The 14635-nt window shown below is 52.6% G+C and carries 16 protein-coding genes; 12 read left to right on the forward strand and 4 right to left on the reverse strand.

Annotated features, from left to right (window positions below; all coding sequences use genetic code 11):
- Positions 1–89 precede the first annotated feature (89 nt).
- Entirely contained in the window at positions 90–1040 is a 951-nt protein-coding gene (locus A0W33_RS15780) for an NADP-dependent oxidoreductase (RefSeq protein ID WP_082815275.1), read from the forward strand.
- A 148-nt stretch (positions 1041–1188) separates the two neighbouring features.
- Here A0W33_RS15780 and A0W33_RS15785 read toward each other — a convergent pair whose 3' ends face one another.
- The gene (locus A0W33_RS15785; RefSeq protein WP_068839069.1) at positions 1189–2625 is read right to left on the reverse strand and encodes an RtcB family protein; all 1437 of its coding nucleotides are present in this window, start codon (positions 2623–2625) and stop codon (positions 1189–1191) included.
- 728 nt (positions 2626–3353) lie between these two features.
- Between A0W33_RS15785 and A0W33_RS15790 the strand changes: the two genes are divergently transcribed.
- Entirely contained in the window at positions 3354–4262 is a 909-nt protein-coding gene (locus tag A0W33_RS15790; RefSeq protein ID WP_068839070.1) for a lytic transglycosylase domain-containing protein, read from the forward strand.
- Between the two features lie 113 nt (positions 4263–4375).
- Here the strand turns inward: A0W33_RS15790 and A0W33_RS15795 are convergent, their stop codons facing one another.
- Positions 4376–5092 (reverse strand): hypothetical protein, encoded by a 717-nt coding sequence (locus A0W33_RS15795; protein WP_082815276.1) that lies wholly within the window; start codon positions 5090–5092, stop codon positions 4376–4378.
- A 243-nt stretch (positions 5093–5335) separates the two neighbouring features.
- Here A0W33_RS15795 and A0W33_RS15800 point away from each other — a divergent pair, with 243 nt between their 5' ends.
- Genes A0W33_RS15800 through A0W33_RS15810 form a run of 3 tightly spaced genes read left to right on the forward strand, consistent with a single transcriptional unit; the run spans position 5336 to position 9325 of the window.
- Positions 5336–6574, forward strand: a complete 1239-nt coding sequence (locus A0W33_RS15800) for a glycosyltransferase family 1 protein (protein ID WP_068839071.1) — start codon at positions 5336–5338, stop codon at positions 6572–6574.
- A gap of 20 nt (positions 6575–6594) precedes the next feature.
- On the forward strand, positions 6595–7794 hold the full coding sequence (gene glf / locus A0W33_RS15805) for a UDP-galactopyranose mutase (protein WP_068839072.1): 1200 nt from the start codon (positions 6595–6597) through the stop codon (positions 7792–7794).
- Positions 7772–9325 (forward strand): glycoside hydrolase 5 family protein, encoded by a 1554-nt coding sequence (locus tag A0W33_RS15810; protein WP_229802321.1) that lies wholly within the window; start codon positions 7772–7774, stop codon positions 9323–9325. The genes glf and A0W33_RS15810 overlap by 23 nt, the downstream gene beginning before the upstream one ends.
- 20 nt (positions 9326–9345) lie before the next feature.
- On the opposite strand, the gene A0W33_RS15815 is transcribed toward A0W33_RS15810, so the two are convergent.
- Both A0W33_RS15815 and A0W33_RS15820 read right to left on the reverse strand, forming a co-directional pair.
- Positions 9346–9798: a hypothetical protein gene (locus A0W33_RS15815; protein WP_068839073.1), complete on the reverse strand. Its 453-nt coding sequence runs from the start codon at positions 9796–9798 to the stop codon at positions 9346–9348.
- 66 nt (positions 9799–9864) lie between these two features.
- On the reverse strand, positions 9865–10512 hold the full coding sequence (locus A0W33_RS15820) for a 3'-5' exonuclease (RefSeq protein ID WP_229802322.1): 648 nt from the start codon (positions 10510–10512) through the stop codon (positions 9865–9867).
- 221 nt (positions 10513–10733) lie between these two features.
- Here A0W33_RS15820 and A0W33_RS15825 point away from each other — a divergent pair, with 221 nt between their 5' ends.
- The 7 genes from A0W33_RS15825 (at position 10734) to A0W33_RS15855 (ending at position 14632) form a co-directional block, all read left to right on the forward strand.
- Complete coding sequence (locus A0W33_RS15825) at positions 10734–11051, forward strand: DUF7009 family protein (RefSeq protein WP_068839074.1); 318 nt, start codon at positions 10734–10736, stop codon at positions 11049–11051.
- 85 nt (positions 11052–11136) lie between these two features.
- On the forward strand, positions 11137–11376 hold the full coding sequence (locus A0W33_RS15830) for a MoaD/ThiS family protein (RefSeq protein ID WP_068839075.1): 240 nt from the start codon (positions 11137–11139) through the stop codon (positions 11374–11376).
- 5 nt (positions 11377–11381) lie between these two features.
- On the forward strand, positions 11382–11789 hold the full coding sequence (locus tag A0W33_RS15835) for a molybdenum cofactor biosynthesis protein MoaE (protein ID WP_068840194.1): 408 nt from the start codon (positions 11382–11384) through the stop codon (positions 11787–11789).
- 3 nt (positions 11790–11792) lie between these two features.
- Positions 11793–12776 carry a GTP 3',8-cyclase MoaA gene (gene moaA / locus A0W33_RS15840; RefSeq protein ID WP_068839076.1) on the forward strand — a complete coding sequence of 328 codons (984 nt, stop codon included), beginning with the start codon at positions 11793–11795 and terminating at the stop codon, positions 12774–12776.
- 2 nt (positions 12777–12778) lie between these two features.
- Complete coding sequence (gene moaC / locus A0W33_RS15845; protein ID WP_068839077.1) at positions 12779–13249, forward strand: cyclic pyranopterin monophosphate synthase MoaC; 471 nt, start codon at positions 12779–12781, stop codon at positions 13247–13249.
- Positions 13239–13823, forward strand: a complete 585-nt coding sequence (gene mobA, locus A0W33_RS15850; RefSeq protein WP_068839078.1) for a molybdenum cofactor guanylyltransferase — start codon at positions 13239–13241, stop codon at positions 13821–13823. Before moaC ends, mobA begins: the two co-directional genes overlap by 11 nt.
- A gap of 38 nt (positions 13824–13861) precedes the next feature.
- Complete coding sequence (locus A0W33_RS15855; RefSeq protein ID WP_068839079.1) at positions 13862–14632, forward strand: sulfite exporter TauE/SafE family protein; 771 nt, start codon at positions 13862–13864, stop codon at positions 14630–14632.
- The last annotated feature ends 3 nt before the right edge of the window (positions 14633–14635 follow it).

Consider the following 14635-nt stretch of genomic DNA (forward strand, 5'->3'; position numbering starts at 1 on the left):
CATGCCTGCTTATAACAATTCCCCAAATGAGCGGGTAAGTATAAAACATGTTGATAAGTGATACATGTTAACTGATAATTGAGAAAGCTATGGCAAAACAAATGAAAGCCGCTGTGTATGATGCGTTTGGTGGGGCTGCCAAAGTGCAGGTAAAAACGCTGGATGTTCCTGAGCTGCAGGAAGGAGAGGTGCTGGTGCGCATAAAAGCCGCTGCCGTTAACCCCGTAGACAGCGCCGTGCGCGAAGGGTATCTGAAGGACTTTCTGCCCTATGAGTTTCCGGTGATACCTGGTTGGGATGTTGCCGGTGTGGTGGAGGAAAGGGGCTTTAGTGCCAGGAGGTTTGCCGTGGGGGATGAAGTGTACGCCTATGCCAGAAGACCGCTTGTGAAGTATGGCACCTACGCAGAATACATTGTACTGCCGGAATCGTACCTTTCGCGCAAGCCGCAGAACCTGTCTTTTGAGGAAACAGCGGGTATTCCGCTGGTTGGCCTCACAGCGTATCAGTCTTTGTTTGATGCCGGCAAACTGCAGCAGGGGCAGTCGGTGCTGATTCTTGGTGCCTCGGGCGGCGTGGGCACCATCGCCATCCAACTGGCAAAGGAGAAGGGCGCCACCGTAATCGGTGTGGCCAGCGAAAAGAACCACAGCTACATGAAAGAACTTGGCGCAGACCACACCATCACCTACAAAGACACCCATATTGGCGATTCGGTAAAGGAAGTTCTGCCAGAGGGCGTAGATCTGATTTTCGACTGTGCCAGCGGCGAAACCCTGGAGCAGGCCCTGTCGGCCCTGAAGCCTTCGGGCAAGCTGGTATCCATTCTGAACCAGGGCCAGGACCTGGACAAAAGCATCGACTTTGCTTATGTGTTTGTGGAGCCAAACAGCAGCCAACTAGACCGACTGCGCGAGTTAGCCGAAGCCGGAAAACTGAAAGTACACGTCAGCGAAACGTATAAGCTGCAGGAAACGGCAGAGGCCATGAGGCAAATTGAAACCAAGCACACAACGGGTAAGATCGTGATTGTGCCTTAGTGAGTGACAGTAGGAATATTTACCCACCCCTAACCCCTCCAAGGAGAACTAAATTCCCCTCCTTGGAGGGGTTAGGGGTGGGTTCTATTTCACATGTTTACGAGTTGTAAAATAGTCTAATAAATAGCCCAATCAACGATCAACGAAGCTAATCCACCTCCATATATTTTTCGTCGCCGTTCATCCGCACGATCTTTGGGTTAAACACGCCCACCACTTCCACCAGATCCTGCTGAGCAGCCATCACCTGGTGAATGTCTTTGTATACCATCGGTGCCTCGTCCAAATCGGAGCCTAGCACCTCAATGCCTGCTTTTTTCAGGTGCTTTTGTACCTGTGGTTTAGAGAGCGTGTTCTTGGCCTGTGTCCGAGACATTACGCGGCCTGCACCATGCGAGGCAGAGTTAAGCGCTTTTGCCTCGCCCTTCCCCCGCACCAGAAAACCAGGGGTTGCCATGGAGCCCGGAATAATGCCGAGCACGCCCTTACCCGCCGGAGTAGCGCCTTTGCGGTGCACAATATATTCCCTGCCTTTGGCGTCCTTTTCCTTCCAGGCGAAGTTGTGGTGATTTTCGATGGTAGCCAGGGGCGATTCTCCCAGCGCCTCCGAAAGCCGCTCGTGTATCTGGTGGTGGCAGGCAGAGGCGTAGTCGCCGGCCAGGTTCATCGCCAGCCAGTATTCCTGGCCTGCTTCGGTGGCCAGGTCGAGCCAGGCCAGGTGCTTTGCCTCCTGCGGCAGGCGGCACGAATCCATGGCCACTTTGGTGTAGTAACCGGCAATGTTAGCCCCTAAACCGCGTGAGCCGGAGTGGGAGAGCACCGCCAGGTAACTCCCAACCGGCAGGTTAAACTCATTGTCGGCGTCTTTGATGTCTACTGTGCCAAACTCCACAAAATGATTTCCGCCGCCCGAGGTACCCAGCTGCAAAAAGGCCCGGTCTTTTAACTCCCGTACAATAGGGATCTCGGAAAACTCCGGCCGGTCCATCACGTCGTGGCCCTTTGGCCTTTTAAAGGAGGTATGGCCGAAGCGGGTGTTATCTAAGAGCATTTTCTTTAGCTCTTCGGTATTTTTTGAGAGGAAGCCGGTGTTAATGTCGTAGATGCTCATACTCATGCGGCAGCCGATATCCACGCCCACACCGTAAGGGATCACGGCGTTCTCTGTGGCCAGCACTCCGCCAATCGGCAGGCCGTAACCTTGGTGCGCGTCAGGCATCAGGGCACCCGCACGGGCAACCGGCAGGCGCATGGCAATCTCCATTTGCCGAAAAGCCCCCTCATCTATGCCCGAGGCACCATAAATGGTATAGTCCTGCTGTTGTTCCTTCAGTGCGATAGGAGCCGCCTCTTTCTGTGCCAGAATAGCCAGAGCCAGCGGCCCGAGCGTACTGTGCAACTGGTACTGATCAGGGGCATCCAGCACATCCTGGAGTAACTCAATCTGGTGGTTTTTAGGCAAGTCCTTGTAATACGTGTGCACAATGTTCAGGGCTGTGCCCAGTGGTTTACCCGACGGAAACCCCAGCCGAAGCAGACTGTCAGCACTTAACTTTGCCGGGGCTTTGCTTTTGTTCTTTTTCATGGTTCACTGCTGTTTGGAGCTACTAGTGTACGAGTGCTCTACGTGTTGCAGCTAAGCCACAGGCTATTTTCTGTTGTGTTCGGTGAGGACGGAAAGTACAGGGGCTGGCAGTAACCCGATATTGCGTTTTTGAACATCAACCACAACTGCGCTGGTAGTAACCTTAGTCTACTTCTAACCCCTTCGGGGAGGGGAAATTCAACACAAGTAAAAAGTCCCCGCGCCCCTTGGGGAGCGGGATAGGTGTAATTAATGCAGTTGCCGGACATCGGGGCGCATCAGGCTTTATTCAGCATACTTGACAGCACGTGTTGGCAGACTTGCGTCAGCCAGAGCGTTTCAAAGCATGGGTTTACATGTGTTGACTATTCTCCTTTTAAGGAGGGGCAGGGGCGGGTAGAGCAACAGCAGGCAGGCATTTCTTAAAGCTGATTTATACTTAAAAAGCCTGTGCTTGCTGTAACACCATTCGGGTCTTTTAACTCTACAGATGAAATGATATGTGGCTTTCTTTGGTTAGCAAGTATACCGAAGCACTTGTGCGGCGCGTTTTGAAAAGGAAGTCGGGGGTATTTCTTTGGCTTTTGAAGGCGCGTGCGAGGTGAAATTTTACCTAAGGGGGCAGATTAAGCACAATGCTGCCTGCAAAGCTCTTGAACTTTTGCTAAATTTAGGGAGCAGCGAAGCAGGGCTTCCGCACACAGGAATCAACAAAGAAGGAGGAACGTATGGCACAGCAGATTTGGAGATATGTATGGGGAACGATGGTAGTGGTATTGGCGCTTCAGTTTTGCAGCCAGCAACCGCACGTAGCCCCCACCACGGAAACGACTGCCGAAACAAATAAAGCCGGCTTCACTTCGCCTCCCTTGCCCGAGGCTTTAACATTTGCGGGTGAGGTTGTGCCGTTAGAGATTCCGGATGTAGCCGAGCGCCTCGACCGCGAGCTCCTTTCTAACAGCTATTACCACTCAGGTACATTGCTGGGCTTAAAGCGCATGCAGCGATATGTGCCTGAGATTAAACGCTTGCTTCGGGAAAACGACGTACCGGAGGATTTTATTTACCTGGCGCTGGCCGAAAGCTTGTTTGGGCAGGTTACCTCACCGGCCGGAGCCTCTGGTTTCTGGCAGCTAATGCCGGACACAGCCCGGGGCTACGGCATGATCGTGAACAGCGAGGTGGACGAGCGCTTTCATGTGGAGAAAGCCACTATTGCCGCCTGCCGCTACCTGAAATCGGCCAAAAAGCGCTTCGGCACCTGGACCAACGCCGCGGCCTCCTATAACCGCGGCATGGGAGGGTTGGACAGAGCACTGGAGAAGCAGGGCGTGAGCTCTTACTACGACCTCTACTTAAACGACGAAACCTCCCGCTACATGTTCCGCATTCTGGCACTGAAAGAGGTGCTGGGCAACCCGGCCAAGTATGGCTTCCACTTTACACCCGAGCAGGGCTACAACCCACTGCCAACGCGCTCTGTAACGGTTACCAGCACTATCAGCAACCTACCCAAGTATGCGCTGGAGCAGGGCACCAATTATAAAACGCTGCGCCTCTACAACCCCTGGATCAAAGATTACGAGCTGACGGTTCCCAGCGGGAAGCAATTTGTACTCGAACTGCCAGCGAAATAAATTCTATACTTCTAAACAGTTATCTCGAAGAGCCTTTCTTAAAGTGATGCTGGCGTGAGCGTCCGCTTGTGCCGGAGGTTTCTCTGTTAATCTAACGCGAAGCTTTTATCCTCCTAAGTTGTCACTACTACATCAAACAGCAACCCGTTTCCTTTTTTTCCGACCACGGCTAACGCTTCCATTTTGCGCAGGCAGTAGGTTATCTGTCGGCATCGGTGCAGGGGCAGCGCCAGTGCTTTTTCCAGGCATTTGTTGGAGAAGGGGCGAGGCAGCGTTTCAGGGATGAACTGCAGGAAGTCTGCTGCTTTGGTAAAACGGTGCGTGCTCACCACTTCCAGCAGCCGTCTGTCTTTTATACTTTCGCGCTTCCTGTGCTTGCTGCCCTTGCCGTCGCGGCAGCGCACTTCTTCCTCCCGGATCATCAGGAAATCCACACTGAAGTTCTCGTGCTTCAGCAGCTCCGGAATGCGCACCAGCTCTTCGAAAATATCTGAAAGTTTTCCCCGGTACGGCGACTTGCGGCGGGACAACTGCTTATTGCCCGTACGATCAACCTGCAAGACCCATTTCTCATGCGTTACCGGGTGCAGCAGGTGTACCTTGTGCGTCTTTACCAGCGTCTGCAGCTTGTGGCGGATGGCTGAAAAGTTGCGGGTCTGAATTTCGACCAGCTGCTCCCCCCGTACGAGGTCAATAAAAAATCCACCCAGCGGCACCTCCAGTTGGTCGCCCGGCTGCGCATACCATTGTTTTAGCGCTGCATGCAGCGAGCGTTCGTTCTGAATACCGATTCCCTTTCCCGCTGCTCTGTTTTCTCCTGTTTTTTGCACTCGCCCAACGCGTAAAAAGTTGTTTTTAAAGATACAGTTTGCTGTTCAAAATCGCTTTTTTTTAGAGGAAACGTCTTATAACATCAGGCGCAGGTGCATTATGTAATCTAAAGTATCTCGTTCGGCATCACTTTTTTGTTTTATCGTGACCTTTTTGGGTTTACAGCGTAGTAGTGATTCAGGTGATGCGCCAGTTCAGGCTGTAGCACCTTCCAGCACCCCAAACTTTTAGAAAACAAACTTATGTTCAAAGACACTGCTGAGTCATTTGCTCAAAATGACGTCCAAAATATCTCGGTAGATACGAAAAGTGAACCTGTTTCACCCACCAAAAAAGCAGCCACTCCCAGCTTAGCAAGTTTCCTGTCGCAGTTGCCCGATGTGGTATGTCTGTCACACTTACGCTGGGATTTTGTGTACCAGCGGCCACAACACCTGCTTTCCCGTTTTGCCCGCCACAGCCGGGTTTTTTTTGTGGAGGAGCCCATTTTCGAACATGTGGAGGAGCCCTACCTGGACACAGCCTCGCGCGGGGAAAATATCACCCTTGCCGTACCACACCTGCCGCATGGCCTGGAGCCACAGCGTATAGAGGAGGTGCAGCGCGAACTCCTGGTCCAACTTTTCGCTGAGCATGCCATTGAGCAGCCTATTCTCTGGTATTACACCCCGATGGCATTAAGCTTTTCAGAGCATCTGCAGCCTGCCCTCACCGTGTATGACTGCATGGATGAGTTGTCGGCATTTAAGTTTGCACCGGCCCGCCTGAAAGACCTGGAGCAGCAGCTTTTCCAGAAGGCAGACCTGGTGTTTACGGGTGGGCAAAGCCTGTACGAAGCAAAAAAAGAACAGCATCCGGCTATAAAAGCTTTCCCAAGCAGCATCGACAAAGCGCATTTTGCTAAAGCCAAAGAGGCGCTTCCCGTACCTGCCGATCAGGCGGCCATACCGGAGCCGCGCCTGGGCTTTTTCGGAGTGATTGATGAGCGCATGGATCTTGATCTGCTGGCGGAAATAGCCGATGCAAAACCCGAATGGCAACTCGTGATGATTGGCCCGGTGGTTAAAATTGATCCGGCTTCGTTGCCGCAAAGGGAGAACATCCATTACCTCGGCGGCAAATCTTACCAGGAACTGCCGGCATACCTAAGCTCCTGGCAGGTGGCCCTGCTGCCCTTCGCCATCAACGAATCAACTGCCTTTATCAGCCCCACCAAAACCCCCGAATACCTGGCAGCAGGCAAACCGGTGGTGTCTACGCCCATCCGGGATGTGGTGCGCCCGTACGGCGAAGAAGTCCTGGTACATATTGCTGCTACGGCCCCTGAATTTGTGCAGGCCGTTGAGGCCGCCTTGCTGCAACAGGACGACAAAGTATGGCAGCAGAAAGTGCAGGATTTCATGGGCAACATGTCCTGGGATCAGACATGGCAAAGTATGGTAGCGTTGATGCTTCATGCCATGCAGCAGAGAAATCTTTAGGGGCTTTTAATCTATAACATATGTTTGATTACCTGATAGTAGGAGCGGGCTTTGCAGGAAGCGTGCTGGCGGAGCGGTTGGCATCACAGCAAAATAAAAAAGTGCTTATTATTGATAAGCGCAACCACGTAGCAGGCAATGCCTACGACCATTATAACGAGGATGGAATACTCGTGCACAAGTATGGGCCGCACATCTTTCACACAAACTCCAAAGATGTGTTCGATTACCTGTCGGCTTTCACCAAATGGCGGCCGTACGAGCACCGTGTACTGGCAAGCGTGGATGGGCAACTGGTGCCGATTCCCATCAATCTCGACACCATTAACCAATTATACGGCCTAAAACTAACGGCTTTTGATGTGGATGATTTTTTCAAATCGGTGGCTGAAGAAGTGTCGCCGGTGCGCACCTCGGAAGATGTGGTGGTGAGCAAAGTAGGGCGGGAACTGTACGAGAAATTCTTCCGCAACTATACCCGCAAGCAGTGGGGCATGGACCCCTCGGAACTGGATAAATCCGTGACATCGCGGGTGCCGGTGCGCACTAACCGCGACGACCGCTACTTTACCGATACCTACCAGGCAATGCCCTTGCACGGGTTCACGGCCATGTTCGGGCAGATGCTGGCGCACCCCAACATCAAAATCATGCTCAATACCGATTACCACGAGATCATCGATGACATTCCGTTTAAGGAGATGATTTATACAGGTCCGGTAGATGAGTACTTCAATTTCAAGTATGGAAAGCTGCCTTACCGCTCGCTGGAGTTTAAGCACGAAACGCTGGAGAAGGAGGTGCACCTGCCAACAGCTGTTGTTAACTTCCCGAACGAGCATGCCTACACTCGCGTCACCGAGTTCAAGTACCTGACGGGGCAGCAGCACCAGAAAACAAGTATCGTGTATGAATACCCGCAAGCCGAAGGCGATCCCTACTATCCGGTGCCGCGGCCTGAAAATGCCGAAATTTACAACCATTACAAGCGATTGGCCGATGCGACGCCGGGTGTTCATTTTGTGGGCAGGCTGGCCACCTATAAGTACTACAACATGGACCAGGTTGTGGCTCAGGCTTTAACGCTCTACAAAAAACTTTCGGAAGAGAAACAGCAAAAAGTAATTGATGGCGCCGCCATCAAGCTGAACGGGGCAAAGAAAGTATGGAACGGCGCCATCGCAAACATCAGCACAAATGGAGTTCATGGAGCAAAATGAGCAGACAATCACAAGTTTAAAAGCACGACCTGAGACAGAAGAAACCAGCAGGCAAACGATAGGTAAAGATACTGCTGCCAGAAAAAACCAGTTTCCTGATTTCAGACTGGAGCAGGATTTGCCCTGGATTCAGGTAGCCCCTGATGCACCCTACTTCGTCACCGAAACGGGTGAGGACTGGACGCCAATAGGGCAGAACGATGCGATTACGTGGCCTGATTTTGAGGGACTGTTTCGGCGGAAAAACCTGCAGCAGGTGGAGGGGCACCTGGCATGGCTGGCGGCGCATGGCGTAACCTGCCTGCGCCTGATGCTGGAATATGCGCACGGGGAGCACCGTTACTTTGAAAAGCCTGCAGGCACGTTCGCGCCGAACATGGTGAAACTGTGGGATGACCTGTTTCAGTTGTGTGCCAAGTATAACATGCGCATTCTGCTGACGCCGGTGGACACATTCTGGATGTGGATCCGGTGGAAGCACCACCCCTACAATCACAAAAATGGCGGGCCCTGCAAAAAGCGGTCGGAGTGGCTGCTCTGCCCGGACACGCTGCAGGCGGTGAAGAACAGGCTAAGCTTTGTGGCCGAGCGTTGGGGAGGCAGTGGGGTGCTCTTTGCCTGGGACCTCTGGAACGAGATTCACCCTGCCCATGCGGCAGGCCGCACCGATGTGTTTTCAGAGTTCATCAACGAGCTAAGCCAGCACCTGCGTGAAACGGAACAACGGCTTTACGGCCGTTGCCACCCGCAAACCGTGTCATTGTACGGACCTGTTCTGAATGAGCATCCAGCCGTAGCTGATGTGATTTTCCGGCACCCAAAGCTTGATTTTGCAACGACACATTTCTACGATGCGGCCACCATCAACAACCCCAGGGATACGGTGTGGTCGGCTATTGTGACGGGCAGGCTCGTGCGGGAGGCGCTGTCGCATCTGCCGCCTAACCGACCGTTCTTCGACAGCGAGCACGGACCCATTCATGCCTTCAAAGACAAGCACATTACGTTGCCCGAGTACTTTGACGATGAGTACTTCCGGCACATGCAATGGGCGCACATGGCCTCGGGAGGAGCAGGCGGTGGTATGCGCTGGCCAAACCGGCACCCTCACGTGCTGACTCATGGCATGCGCCGCGCTCAGAAAAGTATGGGTGGTTTCCTCGAACTGGTGGATTGGCAGAACTTTCGCAGAAAGAACCTGAATGAGGAAGTGCAGGTGAACTCAGATGCCGTTGTTGCTTTTGCCTGTGCCAATTCGCGGCAGGCCGTGCTGTGGCTGCTCCGCACCGACAGTAGCGTAAAGAAGACGCGAAAAAAACTTTATACTTTAAATGAGGAAGCTGAGCCGCTGATTGTAACGGTAGGTATTCCGGGTATGGCGAAAGGCAGGTATACCGTTTCTTACTGGGATACGGCAGCGGGAAAGATACTTGCATCCGAAGAAATCAACCATACTTCTGAGCAGGCACTACAGGTGCAACTGCCACCCTACACTACAGATATGGCCGTGGCGCTGCGCAAATTATCATAGCAGGGTTAGGGGAAAACTGACTATTCCCCAATCCCCGCCACGCGCTGCGTGATTTCTTCGATCAGTTCCTCGCTCCACTTCACGGCTACCTCGTCCATTTCACTATCCGTCCAGGACTCGTAGTACTGCTTTTCGAGCCAAGCGTTACCTTTGCCCGTGCCCACGCTGTAGTCGTAAAGCTCCAGCTTAAAGATGAGGTTCTTGGCGATGTCGAAGGCGTCGGCGCCTGCCCGTTGGAAGCCTTCCAAGCGAAGCTTCAGGCCCACCTGCTGCACATTTCCGTTTTCGACGCTGATTTCAGTATCGTCGTCGGCGTGTGGGTCTTTGGTCCAGGTGTCGGTTACTTTCTCCAGTTTGTAATCATCAAACAGGGGGAGCACTGGCTCCAGGTTCGCATGGATCCGCTCGGCAAGTTTGGGCAGAACCTTGTTGAGCAGCTGTAGGATGGCGTCTTTGTCTCGGGTGTGTTGCACGGTGCTTAATTAAAGGATGGTTGATGCGGCGTACTCTGGCTAATAAACATCTCGTATAGCAGCAGCTTAACTTAGATGCGTGATTTTGGTCAGCATCTTCAGCGTGAATTCCTCCTCTGCACGAGTTCCCGTGTGTGCCAGTGCTTTCAGGGTAAGGGCGGCACAGGCATGGGCATCGGAGGCGGCACGGTGGTGCAGGAAGTCGATACGGTGCATGTTGCACAGCGACTTCAGATCATACTTGGGCAATCCCTGCCAAATGCTTTTGGAGAATTTCAGGCTGCACGCAAAGCGTGTCTGCGGAAGCGGAATGTTGTAGGTGGCCAGTGTTTTGCGCAGCACGCTGAAGTCAAAGCTGGCGTTGTGCGCAATCATGAACTGCCCCTCCAGGTACGGCTTTATACTTGGCCACAGCTCCCGGAAATCCGGCTGGTTCCGGACATCGGCCGGCGTAATGCCATGCACAGCTACGTTAAAGGAGTTAAAGTGCGGGTAATACTGTGGCTTAATCAGCCACGACTTCGTTTCCACAATCTGGTGTCCGCGCACTACCGTCAGTCCAATTTCACACGGGCTGTCGCGCTGCGGGGTAGCCGTCTCAAAATCTATCGTCACAAAATCCATCCCGAAAGATAAACATAAACCCTTAAAAGACACGGCAAAAAGGAAGCGCTCCTTTTCATACAGCTCGTTCAGTCCTTTAAATAGCGTCATCAGGCCGTACAGAAGTATAGCCTGTAAAGCAGGGGCTACGGTTTTTATACTTAAATTTACTTACGGAACGATAAATGGCTAAAGTCTGGTAAGGCATAACCCGGGCTGATTTTGTATCCGTAGTAGGAACATCCCTTAAAAGAAGGTCTTGCCTCGCCAGGGAGACGTCCCACTGCTAAAAAGTAACGTTAGCAGGCATTTTCCTAGTAATTTTAGAAATCATGAGAATCACCTTGAAAGACAACACGATCAGGCTGCACCTGGGGCAGCCCGAAATAGAAAAGTTTATGAGCGAGGGCAAGGTTGTGGGTACCTCTCAACTGGGGCCATCGCTGGTGCAATCGCTTCGCTACTCGTTGCTTAAAGACGACGAAGGCGACACTGTCACTGCGACTTTTATCGCCAACAACATCAAAGTTTTTGTGCCGACTGAACTGGCCGAGAAGTGGGCGCAGGCAGACCAGAAAACTTTGGAAGAACAGATGCCGCTGGATGAAGGAGAGTTTCTGCACATCCTGATAGAAAAGGATTCAGAGTAAGCGGAGGTGTGTTTGCGAGCAGGCGCGGCACTTGCTTCGCCAAACCCGCTAATGTTGGAATGCCACGGCTATAATGAAATAAGAAATGAAAGTAACCCTTTTCGGGATGGCCAAAGAGCTTGTGGGGCAGCCGGCCATTTACCTGAACAACACCCAAAGCATCACCAAAGTAAAAGACCTGAAAGAGCGGCTGCTGCGGGAGTACCCTGTGTTTAACCAGCTGCCTAGTATGGCCATTGCCGTGAATGTAAATTTTGCTCAGGACGAGGATACCGTACACGAGCAAGATGAAATTGCAGTGATACCACCCGTAAGCGGAGGATGAGCGGCATGATCAGAATTGTCGAGAAAATAGATTTGAACCTGGCCTACGAGCACCTGCAGGACCCCGGTGCCGGTGCTACCTCGTTGTTTTTAGGCACGGTCCGTAACGCAACCCGCGGAGACGAGGTGTTTCAGCTGGAATACGAGGCCTATGATGCGATGGCTATCAGCGAGATGCAGAAAATTGCAGATGCGGCAACGGCCAAGTATGGCCTGCTGAAAACGCTGATCATCCATGCTGTGGGTGTAAAGAAAGTAGGAGACCTGGTGGTGGTGATAGGCGCCTCTGCGCCGCACCGTAAAGAAGCCATGGCCGCCACCACTCATATGATTGATACCCTGAAACAAACCGTGCCGATCTGGAAGAAGGAGTTCTTCGAGAACAAGCAGGTATGGGTTTCTGAAAACCCCTGACTTATGCTGAAAGACAAACACAACAGGCAAGTTAACTACCTTAGGCTCTCAGTAACCGATAAGTGCAACCTGCGCTGCTTTTACTGCATGCCGGAGGAGGGAATCCCGTTCTGTAAAAAAGACGAGGAACTTTCGTTTGAGGAGCTGCTGCGTGTTTGTCGCATACTTACAGGGCAGGGAGTAAACAAGATCAGGATTACGGGCGGTGAGCCTTTTGTGCGCAAAGGCCTGATGCACTTCCTGGAGCAGCTCACGCAGCTCGAGAAGGCTCCAGAGCTCAGCATCACCACCAACGCTACGCTTATCGGTCCGCACATCCCGAAACTGAAGGCGTTGGGCATCCGAAGTATAAATGTGAGCCTTGACACGCTCGACGAGAACCGCTTTTTTTCCATCACGCGCCGCGACGAGTACAAGCGGGTGATGCAGAACCTGAACACGCTCCTGCAGGAAGGCTTTGACGTGAAAATCAACTGCGTGGTGATGCAGCACCAGAACATAGAAGACATTCCGCTGCTGGCCGAATTTACCAAGGCCTATCCGGTAAGTGTGCGTTTCCTGGAGGAAATGCCATTCAATGCGCAGTCGGAGGGGCAGGAGGCTTTGTTGTGGGACTACACCCACATCAAAGCAAACGTGGAAGCGCATTTCGGAGGGTTGGAAAAGCTGCCGGACCCGCCAAGTTCTACCTCGCTTAACTATAAAATAAAAGGCTATACAGGAACAGTGGGCATTATCCCTTCCTTTAGCCGCACGTTCTGCGGCACCTGCAACCGCATCCGCCTTTCTGCCAACGGCGACTTCCGCACCTGCCTTTATGGTGCGGCCGACCTGAACCTGCGCGACCAGTTGCGGCTAGGGTTTTCGGATGGGCAGCTGCTGTTAAACCTGCAGGAGGCCTTGCAGCAAAAAGCAGCGAACGGCTTCGAGACCGAAACGTTAAATCAGAAACAAGTAAAAGACTCCATGGCCTACCTTGGAGGATAAATATGGAAGAAAAAACAAACATTGTCATCTCAAAAGTATCCTCCATGGTGGATGTGGGGGAAAAGGCCGTGACACGCAGGGTAGCGCAGGCTTCCTGCTACATTCACTTTCCGGAGCAGGTGTTCGAAATGCTCCGCGAGAACGATTTCCTTACCCACAAAGGCTCTATCATCAACACCTCTGTGGTGGCTGGTCTGATGGCCGTGAAGAAAACCTCTGATATTCTGCCGCTGTGCCATCCGCTGCAGATTTCCGGAACGGATCTGGACATCACGCCGGAAGAAAACAAAATTAAAATAGAATGCACGGTGAAATGTGAGGGCAAAACCGGTGTGGAAATGGAAGCGCTCACGGGTGCGTCTGTGGCTGCACTCTGTATTTACGACATGTGCAAAGCGTTCTCGCACGACCTGGAAATCACAGACCTGAAGCTGAACTTTAAAAAAGGAGGCAAAAGCGACTATGGCGGATAAGGCAGAACTGTTCGGGCTGGTACTGGCTGGCGGCAAAAGCACGCGCATGGGCACCGACAAGGGCCTGCTCAACTACCGGGGCATGCCGCACCGCGACTACCTTTTCCAATTGCTGGACAGGCTTTGCACCAAAACTTTCCTGGGCCTGCGAAAAGAGCAACAGAACGAGGCAGGGGAGCAGCCGGTAATCTGGGACGATACGCAGTACGAGGGACCGTTCCGGAGTATACTTGCCGCCCATAAAGCACACCCAACGACTGCCTGGTTCATGCTTGCCTGCGACCTGCCTTTCCTGACAGAAAAAACGGTTGAAAAGCTAATTCAGGAGCGTGATGCAGGTAAAGCGGCGACAGTATACTACAACGAAGGAAGCGGATTTCTGGAACCGCTGATTGCGATTTGGGAACCGGCGGCCTTAGCCCAGGCAATGGAGTATGCAGCTGATGGCAGCAGGTGTCCGCGGAAATTCCTGTTAAGTCAGGATATAAAGCAGCTTTCGGTGGCAAAGGGGCAGGAGCTGTTAAACGCCAACTACCCGGAAGATTACGAGCAGGCGAAGAAAGCCCTCTTATAAGTATAAGCGTCTGCACCACCGCACCTAAAGCAACTAGAATGGACCCGACTACACTGGCGCTTCTACTCATCGTGCTATTCTTTTTTATCGCCATGCTGTATTCCGGCATCGGCTTTGGCGGCGGCTCCAGCTACCTGGCCTTGCTGAGCATTTTCTACACCAATTTTGAATTTATCCGCACCACCGCTTTGGCATGCAACATAGCGGTAGTGCTGGGAAGCGTGCTCCTGTACTACAAAAATGGGCTGATGGATTGGAAGCGGTTTCTGCCGTTTGTAGCCGTAAGCATTCCGGCGGCATTTATTGGGGCGCAGTTCCAGTTGTCACAGCAGGTGTTTTTTATACTACTGGGATTTACACTGATTGCGTCTGCTGTTCTGTTGCTGGTTAAAACGCTGCAGTCTCTGCATACAAATACAAAAAGTTATCCCGCTGGCAGTACCGTGGCGTTGGGCGGTGGTGTGGGCCTGCTTTCGGGGGTGGTAGGCATTGGTGGAGGCGTTTTCCTGTCGCCGGTGCTGAACCTGATGCGCTGGGATGAACCCCGGAAAATTGCTGCCCTGGCCAGCTTCTTTATACTTGCTAATTCTCTCTCTGGGCTAGGCGGTTTGGTTGCAAGCGGGTCGCTGGGAACGGATTTTTCGCTCCAGCTGCTGTTGCTGTTCGCAGTTTTTGCCGGCGGGCAGTTGGGTATTCGGTTGTCGCTGGGCATGCTGAAACCGCAGTTGATCAAATCCCTGACGGCCGTACTGGTGCTGTACGTGGGGGTGCGGCTGGTATTGATGTACAGTGTCGGCATAAAAATATAAGCG

The sequence above is a fragment of the Pontibacter akesuensis genome (genome assembly GCF_001611675.1).
Classification (GTDB): Bacteria; Bacteroidota; Bacteroidia; order Cytophagales; family Hymenobacteraceae; genus Pontibacter; species Pontibacter akesuensis.

Excerpts from the sequence above, each read along its gene's own strand:
- A0W33_RS15780 (WP_082815275.1), top strand. The coding sequence starts at position 90 with ATGGCAAAACAAATGAAAGCCGCTGTGTATGATGCGTTTGGTGGGGCT.
- A0W33_RS15785 (WP_068839069.1), bottom strand. The coding sequence starts at position 2,625 with ATGAAAAAGAACAAAAGCAAAGCCCCGGCAAAGTTAAGTGCTGACAGT.
- A0W33_RS15790 (WP_068839070.1), top strand. The coding sequence starts at position 3,354 with ATGGCACAGCAGATTTGGAGATATGTATGGGGAACGATGGTAGTGGTA.
- A0W33_RS15800 (WP_068839071.1), top strand. The coding sequence starts at position 5,336 with ATGTTCAAAGACACTGCTGAGTCATTTGCTCAAAATGACGTCCAAAAT.
- glf (WP_068839072.1), top strand. The coding sequence starts at position 6,595 with ATGTTTGATTACCTGATAGTAGGAGCGGGCTTTGCAGGAAGCGTGCTG.
- A0W33_RS15810 (WP_229802321.1), top strand. The coding sequence starts at position 7,772 with ATGGAGTTCATGGAGCAAAATGAGCAGACAATCACAAGTTTAAAAGCA.
- A0W33_RS15820 (WP_229802322.1), bottom strand. The coding sequence starts at position 10,512 with ATGACGCTATTTAAAGGACTGAACGAGCTGTATGAAAAGGAGCGCTTC.
- A0W33_RS15825 (WP_068839074.1), top strand. The coding sequence starts at position 10,734 with ATGAGAATCACCTTGAAAGACAACACGATCAGGCTGCACCTGGGGCAG.
- A0W33_RS15830 (WP_068839075.1), top strand. The coding sequence starts at position 11,137 with ATGAAAGTAACCCTTTTCGGGATGGCCAAAGAGCTTGTGGGGCAGCCG.
- A0W33_RS15835 (WP_068840194.1), top strand. The coding sequence starts at position 11,382 with ATGATCAGAATTGTCGAGAAAATAGATTTGAACCTGGCCTACGAGCAC.
- moaA (WP_068839076.1), top strand. The coding sequence starts at position 11,793 with ATGCTGAAAGACAAACACAACAGGCAAGTTAACTACCTTAGGCTCTCA.
- moaC (WP_068839077.1), top strand. The coding sequence starts at position 12,779 with ATGGAAGAAAAAACAAACATTGTCATCTCAAAAGTATCCTCCATGGTG.
- mobA (WP_068839078.1), top strand. The coding sequence starts at position 13,239 with ATGGCGGATAAGGCAGAACTGTTCGGGCTGGTACTGGCTGGCGGCAAA.
- A0W33_RS15855 (WP_068839079.1), top strand. The coding sequence starts at position 13,862 with ATGGACCCGACTACACTGGCGCTTCTACTCATCGTGCTATTCTTTTTT.